This window comes from Pseudovibrio sp. Ad26 (assembly GCF_001623285.1).
Taxonomy (GTDB): domain Bacteria; phylum Pseudomonadota; class Alphaproteobacteria; order Rhizobiales; family Stappiaceae; genus Pseudovibrio; species Pseudovibrio ascidiaceicola.
This window is the reverse complement of sequence record NZ_LMCE01000133.1, coordinates 1-9,667: the sequence shown is the minus strand read 5'-3', so window position 1 is coordinate 9,667 and position 9,667 is coordinate 1. Positions and strand designations below refer to the sequence as shown.

The window sequence follows — 9,667 nt, the reverse complement described above, 5'->3', positions numbered from 1 at the left end:
AGCGGAGTATGTGAGGCTGTAGGGCTGAAGCGTTGGGGTTGGAAAGCGCCAGAGATAGCTTTGGGATGGCTGTGGTGGGTCAGAGCCCGTGCTTGCGCAGGCGCTCAGGCAGGTCATCAGGGCGATCCTCCAGCTGAGCCTGATGAGCGGCGGCCTCTGCTGCCCTGGCCTGCTGCTCGAAGTCATGATGCTCCTCCGTCTTATTAAGCCGATCGGTGCGGGTTTGGGCACGCTTCCGGTCAAGACGGCTGAACAGCGCCTCGACCATGGCTTTGAGGAAGACACGCAGCAGCTGGCTCATGCGCTGCCCTGCCCGGTTGCCCGATCGCCTTGCTGGATTTTCTGCAAGGTTCTGGGCCCCACGCGTCCAGAGACAAACTCGGCCAGATCCGCCGGCTGCAACTTGAAATGGCGGATGGCATCGGGGGCTTTTCTGGTGGCGTAACCTGCAAGCTCGGCCACAAGCTGGGACCGGGAGTGGATGCGCATGGAGGCCCGGTTGCCCTCATAGGCATCTGTCAGCATCTGCCGCAGTTTGGAAACGACAATCTCCTCCAGAGTTTTGCGGTGACGTTCATCCAGCGATACACCCAGGTATCGGTGCAACAATCGCGCCACCCATGCCAGAGCTGCCGAGACAAGCGCACCCAGCAGAGCGATGAGCGTGGGCATCACAGCCTCTGCCAGTGGCGCAAGGTCGATGGTGTAACTGCCCTCATCAGCGGCCAGCGCAGTGCTGGCAAAGCTCAGGGCGGCAAAGCAAAGGGCACACAGGCCCATTGCAAGGGAAATGATCCGTTGCATCAAAGAGGTTCCTTTTATGAGTGAGGTGTGGCCGTCAGGAGTTGTCCCAGGTGGCGTTGATGCCACGCCCGTCCACGTGGATGAAACTGCGGTAAAGGCCGAGGCCGCCGACAAACACGCCGCGATCGCGCTGGATGCCGAGCCAGTCAAAACAGGCTCGCGGGGTGATGCCCGAACAGCTCAGATCCAGCGCGGCAAACTTCAGGTGCTGGCTGCGCGAGGCTCCGCCAATGGCCGTGTTGTAGGCCGCAGAGCGGTAGGCAGAGAGAATGACAACCGGACGTCCGAAGTGTTCTCTCATTCTATCAGCCATGGTGATGGCGGGGATAATGTTGGGCCAGAGCTCTGCAGGCGGATCTGCGTTGAGGCCATAACCAGGATGCACGGGCGTTTCATGCGCTTTCCCCTTGCTCAGCAGCTCACGAGGTGAAAAATGGCGCAGGTTGAGGCCCTCGCAGAAGGCGGCAAAGCCCTCCACGCTCTCAAGTTCAGTGATGTTCACGGGGATTACTCCAATAAAAAACCCGCCTCGGAGGGCGGGTGGATGAGTTGCAAAATGCGCAACCAGGAGCTGAATGTCTCTGCAAAATGCAGTATAAAGAGTTTGTGGTGATGGGGATGGATTGGCCATCCCCGCCACAAAGGAGAAAAGCATATGAAGTTACAGCTTCTCGCAATTCTCCTTCAGATTATCGTGGCCCTGATGCTCTTAGCGAACATCATACACCACTGGTAACCTGAAGCCGGTAGGCCCTCTCTGACACAGAGGGTCTACTTGGCTTACAATATAGGAGCACAATCATGTCAACGCAAGATAAACTGGCAATTGCCTCTATCGGCCTTTCCATCGTGATCCTAGTTCTGATTGGTATCAACTACGGTTGGTTTTCCTGAAAGCTAAAACTGTTTATTCAAACCCGATAGCCTGAGAATGCAATTCTTTGCAGGTCAGGCAGTGTCGCTTCTCGCTTTGGCTTTGCCTTCAATTTCAGTCAGTAATCCATCGCCTTTGGAGTAACTGTGGGTGATGCCTTCTGCGATAAACTCCAACCCGTCCACACCAGGGCGCACACCCGCATATGTGAATGGTTGCCCGGCCAGAAAGTCAGGTCTGCCCTCAATTGAAACTGTTGTGGTCACCTCACCGCGCAGCAGCTCTTTGGCACGTGCCTTAGCGGCCTCTCTTGCCTCGCCTTTAGAGCTGAAGGTCTCACGGATCTTGTAGGTGCCCTTCCCGTTCTTATCACCCTGCGCCTCAACACCGACACGGCGGGCTTTGTTCGGGTCCTGATAGTACGCCTTAATCGTCTTGTACCGGCCACGATCGCCAAACCGCACGCGGCATGAGCCTTCAATGATCTGGGTTTGCGAGATAGTTTGAACAGGAAGTTCCTTTCCACTCGCACTTTTGCCGGTTCCTTTTTCGGCAAAAACAAGCCGGCCATCTTTGATAGCAAACAGCGCACCATGGCGACGCGCAAGCCGTTCAAGCAGGTGCATATCCGATTCACTTTGCTGACCGAGCCACTCATAAACGTGGCTGGCTACTGCATCATCAATGACAGGCTTTAGTCCGTGCTCACCGGCTAACTGCTTCACAATTTCTTTGACGGACTTATTGTCAAAATGGCGTTCTTTCTGGGTCTTCAGGTCTTCCGTTACATCCGCGCCTTGTCCTGGCACATTGAGGAGATACGGCAGGCACTGCACCTCAATTTCGCTGGCCGTATATTCGCCTTTGTACACCAGACCACTGGTGGCATATCCCATCCAAACCTTGATCTTCGCTTTTGGCTTTGGCAGCGCGACAAAAGGAGGACCATCCTCCAGTTCCAGATCAACGGTATCTGATCGCGTACCTTCGCGATCTACCACACGGATGGAAATCAAGCGCTCCAGAAACAGCCCTGAAACGGGTTTGCCGTCGATAGAGACTTTTACGATTGGCCGCATTGTCTAATCCCAGAGCTTCAGCGTGGTTGTCTCATTACCGCTTAAAACCGGCATAGCAATCTTGGTTCCACGCGGTACAATAGGTGTGAGCCCCACAAGGTGGGTGTTTGCCGCCAGCACCGCTTCAACGCTGCCCCTGGTATGCCCGTAATACTGCGAGCAGATCAGGTCCAGAGGGCGTTCCATATCCACCTCAATCAGTTCCGCCATGTGAGCTCCGTGAGTTGAGTTAAAAGATCGAAGCGACAGCGCCAATCACATTAAAAAAGCTGCTTGGGTAGGCCAGCAGCTCGATGGTGTATTCATTTTGTCCCGGTGTCCCGATCCGGTTGTGAAGGCTTTGAGCTTCTTCAACCCCTTGGATGGTATGAGATCCAAATACCCGCCCACCAATAGAAACCAACATCAACGGCACGCCCTGCCTGGCAGCAAGGCGCACACCGTCAAGCGTTGTTTGCCCGCCGAATTCTTGCGGAAACAGGACTCCATTGATGCGGATGGTTTCAGAGCCGGGGCCCGTCCATTGCTGGGCATGCATACGCCCGGCAGTCTCCTGCGTAGCCCACCGGGTTTCCAGCGTCCGTTCCAGCTCGGTATAGCCAAAGCCGTGCGCATGAAACAAAAACGGCCCCAGCGCCATGGGAATTGGTCCAGCCATAGCCACTCCATAAGTTTGTAAGATTACATGCCGCCATCAGAATGATACTGGCGAATAGCTTTAATGGTTTCTCGCCCTACATCCTTGCCCAGTGAGCGCGCGTCTCTGCCACTTCCACCGGACACATGTACATGAAGCTCACCCACAAGCGGTGCACTACGAGCTGTACTGCCAGCCCCTTGCTGCTGAGTAGTTGGCGGAGTGAACAAGGCAACCTGAGCAGGCGGTTGCGGTAAAGACAAGCCAATGGGCATTGCAATCGCAGCAGATGCCGCAAGTGCTCTGATTTGTTTCAGCTGATTGTTGTTGGAGACATATTGGCCCCTCTCGGTCCAGATGTATTCCGGTCCGTTTTCTCCAACGAGAGCCGGACCACGGCCTGTGACACCGCCTCTTGCAAAAGCTGGCACTGGCTTTGCTCTGGGTGCGTTCGCTGGCACCATTACCGCTTTAATCTGGTCTGCCTTTTGTTGCAGCGCCTTAGCGATCTGCGAAGTTTGCAGTTCCTTTTCAAGCTTGGCAATTGTTTGTGTCAGCTGCTCTCTCATACGGTTCAGGGTCATAAGCTGGGAAGCCTCCCGAGGCGTCCCTTTCACCTTGGCAATCTTGTCATCAACGAACGCCAGTTTTTCCTTCGCTGTTGCCAGGTCGCCGGAAAACACTTTGGATTGTTCAAACTTCTCCCGTGCCACCTGCCTTTTTGGCAAGACATCGGGATTGTTCACTATGCCGGCTTTAAAGACCCAATCCGGTAAGACACCTTCAATCCAACTGTTCAGCGCCTTTCCATTTTGAGCGCCGTCTTCTAACTGTTGGAGATAATGAGCCTGTCTTTCTTCATCCGTTTTGCCCAGCAGGTGTAATTCAGTACTTAGAGCATCCCAAACAATCCCGGCAGAACCAGCAAGCGCGAGGGACTTTCCAGCCCTTCCTCCTATTTTTGATTTGCTCTTTGTTTTGGCTTTGTCTTGCTTGTGATCACCACCCAGCACACTATCTGCGGCTTCACCCAGTATCAGTTCACCCAGCAAACCAGATCCACGGCGTCCTCTGAGCTTACTGGTTGCCATCTTCAGGCCAAGGGCTGCAACTGTTGCCGTTGCAACAAGAGTGGTCAGAGCTCCACCAACTGCAATCAACCCGGCCACAACAGCTGCAATGGTGCCTGCAAGTTTGGCCTGATCCGGATTTTCTCTCACCCAGTCACGCAATGGGGCGAGGAACTCTCGGATACTCTTGGAGACCGCCCGAACAACCGGTAGCATGGTTTCACCAAACTCCGCTTTCAGCGCATACATCTCATTGGAAAGCAGTTGCAGTTCGTTTGCCGTGGTCGCTGATTTTGAAGCGTATTCGGCTTCTGTAGAACCGCGATAGCCTGCATGGTCGTTTTTGGGATCGTACTGACCATCATTTTCAACCAGCTTGTAGGTGTCTTTCAAACGCTGGATGTTTTCAGTCAGACCACCAAAAGCCTTTGCTTCCTCACCAAAAAGCTGTCTTTCAATTGCAAGGCGGCGGTACTTTTCCACCTCCCCAAGCTTTTCAACCACCGTGAGCAAGGTGCCAAAGGCATCAACCTGCATGTCCTTGGCGACCTGGACAGGATCAAGCCCGACTGCCGCAAAAGCCTCTCGCTTGTCTTTGCTCAGCGTATCTGCACCGGTCAGCGTCTTTGTAACATTCGCAAATGTGGTGGCTACAACTTCAGGGGCAAACCCACCGGCCACCATTGACGACCCTAACGCAAGCGTTTGATTTTGAGTAAAGCCTGCTTTCTTAAAACTCCCGGCCACACGCGAGAAGTAGTTAAGCAGATCAGGTGCTATCGAAGACGTTCTGTTAGAAAGGTGGTTCACCGCATCAACGTAATCCGTCAGCCCTTCTAGATCTGTTCCCAGCGCCGTTCTGGTTTTCGCCAGCACTTCACCGGCAAGCGCTCCATCAATGTCAAAGGAAACACCCGCTTTACCAGCAAGCGACGTGAACTGCTGCAAGTCTTCCTTGGCAATACCCGCTGAGCTGCCAGCTGCCTGCAAGGCAAACAACTCAAGCAACGGCATTGCAATTTTGGTCGACATATCAATAGTCGATTGCTTGTATTTCTTCTCTTCAGCCTCATCGGTGAAGTTTGTTTTGGCCTTCACATCGGCAAAAGCTGCTTCCACATCGATCGCGACACCAACGGGGTTGTACATAGCCCGCAAAGCTTGCTTGCTGGCGTAAAAAGCTGCAGCACCGCCAGCTCCAACAGCCGCTGCCTTGACAGCCTTGCCTTTCATGGCCTGCTGTTTCTGGTCCCGCACCTGTGCCGCTTTCTTTTGCTGAGAGAGCTTGGCATTTTGTGCATCGATCGCTTCACTGGTGTTATCTATAGCAGCGGCCAGCTTGCGCTCTTCGGCTGTCAGATCTTTCACGTTCATACCAGCGGAACGCATGCCGGTCTTCATATCGACAAGAGACTTGGAAGCTTTTCTGGTCTCTCTTGAGAGTTTTTCAGCTCCCTCTTCAGCCTGGCCATAGGCCCGACCAACTTTTTTCGCCTCACGCGTTGTGCTGGCAAGCTGTTTGGAAAGGACCTTTGCTTCCTGCCCTGCTTCCCTGGTCTCTGCATTGAGCCCTGAAAGCTGCTCACTCTGCGCAGCCCGAATTGATTTTAGGCCCTGCTCTTCTGCCTTCAGTTCAGCAATAGCAGCCTTCAACCCATCAATAGGTTCCTTAGCTTTTCGCGCCGCTCGCATTTGCTCTTCAAGAGCTTTGCGCGCTGCCTGATTGCTCGCCAGCTGTTTGCTGGTTTCAGCCTGTTCAGCCTTCAGGCGCTGCATACGGTCGGCAAGCAGCATCACCCGATCACTTGCTGCCTCATAAGATCCGGCCAGCAATTTGGCCTGATTGTTCAGTCCTGCCAGCTGCTCGCGCCGACCGGAGAGCGTGTCATAAGCTGCTTTGGTTTTATTCTTCAGGCTGTCCAGCTGGCCTTCCAGTTTCCTGAAGTCCCCGAGCTGGTTCATTTTGCTGTTGAGGGTTTTCACCTCACGCACCCATGGCTCGGCAAACTTCTTTGCGGCCTGCGCACTTGCACCCGTGGTCTTTTGAAACTCGCGGGTCATATTGGAGACCACACGCAAGTTCAATTGGGTTTCAACCTTGCGCATGGCATGCTCCAGTTTGCTTTAATTATCGCCGAGAGGTCTCAAAAGCTTCCCGCTTGATCCTCTGGGCTTCATAAAAATAGTCGATGGCTTTTTGCGGTGACAGCTGTTCCACATGGCTGAGCGGCGTGGATAGGTGAGCGGCAATCTCTGCCGCCACCTGTAGCCAGCTTAAGGTTGTTCCGTCACCGCTTCCGCATTTGGGTCTTCGCCCTCACCCGGTCGCTTATCAGGAGGAAGAAACAGCGGAACCGTTTGCATGTCGCACGCGTTGTAATCATAAAGCTTCAGGCGCTTGATGACAGGCAGGCTCACATCGGCAAGAGCTGCCAACAACACAGCGTTGCTTTCCAGAGTGTCCTTTTCAAACTTCTCGGCTTGAATCATGTCCGCAACAGTGGGTTCGCGAAACACAAGCTCGTTATAGGTCCGCCCATCATGCTCGACAGGCGATTGAAGCTTTACAGTGATCTGATCCATGTCGGTCTCTTAAAGCTGGAGTGCACTGCGGATGCTGTCATATTGCGACACACCGCCAATCTTCACGTCGAAATCATCCATCTCAACAATCTGGGCACCGTCGATTTCCAGTTTCATTGAGTGGACCGAGACCTGATAATCCGTCTCTGATTTATCACCTGGCTTCCAGCCTCCGGCATCGACTTCACGCAGGAAGCCGCGCATATAACAAGTGGCGCTATGAGTGGTGCCGTCCTCATCAACAAACGCCCCAGCGGCGAGAAAATCCTTTTCAACACCAGCTGCCAACCCGAAGAGCTTCAAAGTCTCAGGGTCAAAGGCTGTCATTTTGAAGCTCATTTCCAGCTTCTCATAGCCAAGGACCACATCGCGTTCTTTGATCATGCCGGCATTGCGCATGCTCTCGGTTTTCACCGTGAGCTTGGGAATGGTGATTTCACTTGCGTTGCCCACTTTGGAATCGCGATCCACGAAAATGGTGCAGTTGCGCAAGATGTATTGCGGTGTCTCTTTCATGGGGTTTCCTTAAACGGAGGTGGTCAGAACACCGTTCAATAGCTCGGTGTAATAGGTGATGTTGCGGTGAGCGATGAAGCGGATATCTTCCATGGGAGCAGGCGGTTCAAAGTCCACGGCCAGCGTGATTTTACCGCCTGCCATGGCCTCGTCCGTGTTGCGCTCCATGTCCAGCCAGACCTTACCGCCCAGGATCGCACCTTCAGCCTTCAGCTTGGCCATGAAGGCATTCCCGCTCTCAACCATGAACCGCAGGTTGGCTTTTGAGAACGGCTTGTCGACAAACTCTATGTAGCCCTCACGGATAGCGCCATTGATGAAATCAGCCGTCCGGCGCACAGCCATAAACCGCCAAAGATCATCGCCGCCAGAAAGCCGGTTGCCCCAGGTCTTAAAGCCGTCTCCATGATTGATGATGGTGGCAATGCCGCGCTCATTGAGATAGTCGGTCTGGGAGCCATACGCGATCGGGCGGGACACCGCCGTAACACCGTTGATTGTTTTGTTGGAGAGCGACCACCAGAACCCGTGCGTGCGATCCGTTTTTGCCTGCACACCGCAAAAATACGGCGCTGATGGCTTAAACCGGTTGGCATTGAGATCCGTGTCCCAGTCGCCAGCTTTTGGATCAACAATGAAGATACGCGGGTGGGCATTTACTTCCTTAAAGTTCACCGCGTCTTGATCCGTGCTATCAGGTCCATCAACGATGCCGATAGCCTCAAGCTCACCCAGCACACCGCCAAGCTCAGCAATCACCGGATCGCCAACCGCCCCAATATTGACAGTCGCAGTTGCCCCGTTGCCATCCCCGTTCAAGGTGGCTGTGGCATTGGTGTAACCAGAACCAGCCTTAGTAATCACCAGTTCAGTGACTGCCCCATCTAAGACCATTGCAATTGCCTCAGCCCCGGTGCCATCACCTGCAATTGTAACGGTTGTGGCATCGGTATAACCGGCACCACCATTTGTCACATTGATGGACTGCAGGCCTTTATCTTCAAAGCTGCCAGTAAAGCCAGGAATGGCAATCAGGCGCGGTGTCAGTCCATGAGCCGACTGGCATTTTTTGAGCGCGTGGATACCTGTGAGCGTGGAGGCTTCACCGATCACGTTAGAAAGCGTTGCAGCAGCATCTGCCCCTTCTGCAACACGGATCACAAACACGTAGGTTCCTACCTGTTTAAACACCGCATCAACGCCATCGCGCAGATTTCCGTCCCCGAGCAATGCCGCCTTGCTCTGGTCCCCTAAAAGCAACACCGGCTCATTCAAAGGGAAGGCTTCAGCATCGGCACCTTCAGCAGTGCCAATCAATGCGATGGTAGAGGTCTGGGCAATCTCGATAAGAATGGGATTTTCAGCAGATTCAAAGACCCGCACCCCATGGTGAAAGCTGGTATCAGCCATTCAATTCTCCATAAAAAAACCGGCCACACAGGACCGGATACGGATGAAACTCAAAAGGATGGGAAGCGGCTTAAAACTGCTCTGTCAGTGCAACCACTTCAGGCGGGCACTCCGGCCAGCTGGCATCCTGTGTGAAATCAGTGCCCGGATCTTCAGCAAGTTCCAGGCATTTGGAGCGCATAACACCCACCCAGTCTAGAGCGGCTTTAATGCCGGTCAAGGTGGCTTTTTCATCTTCCGAGCGGCCTGTGTGAACTTTGCCAGCAATGGCAGCAGCAGCAGTTGCCATGTTCATTTGGGTCTCAGCGCTGGCCTGCGCATAGATGCGCTTGCGGCATTCCGCTTTGATTGTTTTGAGGCGAGTGCCTTGTTGGGCTTCCTCAATAGCAGCCTGGGGCACGCCAGCAGCTTTCAAGTCCGCTTCACTCCAGGCAATATAGGTTTTGCCTGCATGTTTCAGGCTCAAGCTTTCAGTCTGTCTGTTTATATCTGGCATAGTTTCGGTCCTAAGAAATCAGGTCAAAAGGGAGATTAGCTAAAGTCTATGGAAGTTCATCAAGGGTGATGTTCATCACATAAGAGCCTGCACGATCATTTCGGCTGATACGCTTTTTCAGACCAGCGCCAGAGGCCGTTATGTTTGAGAAGAAAACGGCAACCGGCCCAGCAGGTCCGAGTACATGACCAGCAGGAG

Annotated in this window: 11 protein-coding genes; all 11 read right to left on the bottom strand. The window is 53.7% G+C overall.

The genetic code is table 11. The features are described from left to right. Positions 1-79: 79 nt before the first annotated feature. On the bottom strand, positions 80-301 hold the full coding sequence (locus PsAD26_RS23695; protein WP_063312381.1) for a hypothetical protein: 222 nt from the start codon (positions 299-301) through the stop codon (positions 80-82). After that, positions 298-804 (bottom strand): hypothetical protein, encoded by a 507-nt coding sequence (locus PsAD26_RS23690; RefSeq protein WP_063312380.1) that lies wholly within the window; start codon positions 802-804, stop codon positions 298-300. Before PsAD26_RS23690 ends, PsAD26_RS23695 begins: the two co-directional genes overlap by 4 nt. Before the next feature lie 34 nt (positions 805-838). Then, complete coding sequence (locus tag PsAD26_RS23685; RefSeq protein WP_193758350.1) at positions 839-1,435, bottom strand: D-Ala-D-Ala carboxypeptidase family metallohydrolase; 597 nt, start codon at positions 1,433-1,435, stop codon at positions 839-841. 317 nt (positions 1,436-1,752) lie between these two features. Continuing rightward, positions 1,753-2,757 (bottom strand): contractile injection system protein, VgrG/Pvc8 family, encoded by a 1,005-nt coding sequence (locus tag PsAD26_RS23680; protein ID WP_063312378.1) that lies wholly within the window; start codon positions 2,755-2,757, stop codon positions 1,753-1,755. Between the two features lie 3 nt (positions 2,758-2,760). After that, the gene (locus tag PsAD26_RS23675) at positions 2,761-2,967 is read right to left on the bottom strand and encodes a tail protein X (protein ID WP_206600037.1); all 207 of its coding nucleotides are present in this window, start codon (positions 2,965-2,967) and stop codon (positions 2,761-2,763) included. Between the two features lie 19 nt (positions 2,968-2,986). After that, a complete protein-coding gene (locus tag PsAD26_RS23670) occupies positions 2,987-3,415 on the bottom strand; it encodes a phage tail protein (protein ID WP_057466123.1) in 429 nt (142 codons plus the stop codon). A 23-nt stretch (positions 3,416-3,438) separates the two neighbouring features. Continuing rightward, positions 3,439-6,570 (bottom strand): phage tail tape measure protein, encoded by a 3,132-nt coding sequence (locus PsAD26_RS23665; RefSeq protein ID WP_063312377.1) that lies wholly within the window; start codon positions 6,568-6,570, stop codon positions 3,439-3,441. Between the two features lie 168 nt (positions 6,571-6,738). Further along, entirely contained in the window at positions 6,739-7,047 is a 309-nt protein-coding gene (locus PsAD26_RS23660) for a phage tail assembly protein (protein ID WP_063288275.1), read from the bottom strand. A gap of 9 nt (positions 7,048-7,056) precedes the next feature. Further along, entirely contained in the window at positions 7,057-7,563 is a 507-nt protein-coding gene (locus PsAD26_RS23655; protein WP_063312376.1) for a phage major tail tube protein, read from the bottom strand. 9 nt (positions 7,564-7,572) lie between these two features. Further along, on the bottom strand, positions 7,573-8,973 hold the full coding sequence (locus PsAD26_RS23650) for a phage tail sheath C-terminal domain-containing protein (RefSeq protein WP_063312375.1): 1,401 nt from the start codon (positions 8,971-8,973) through the stop codon (positions 7,573-7,575). 70 nt (positions 8,974-9,043) lie between these two features. Continuing rightward, positions 9,044-9,469, bottom strand: coding sequence for a hypothetical protein (locus PsAD26_RS23645; RefSeq protein ID WP_063312374.1), 426 nt, complete (start codon positions 9,467-9,469; stop codon positions 9,044-9,046). Positions 9,470-9,667 lie beyond the last annotated feature (198 nt).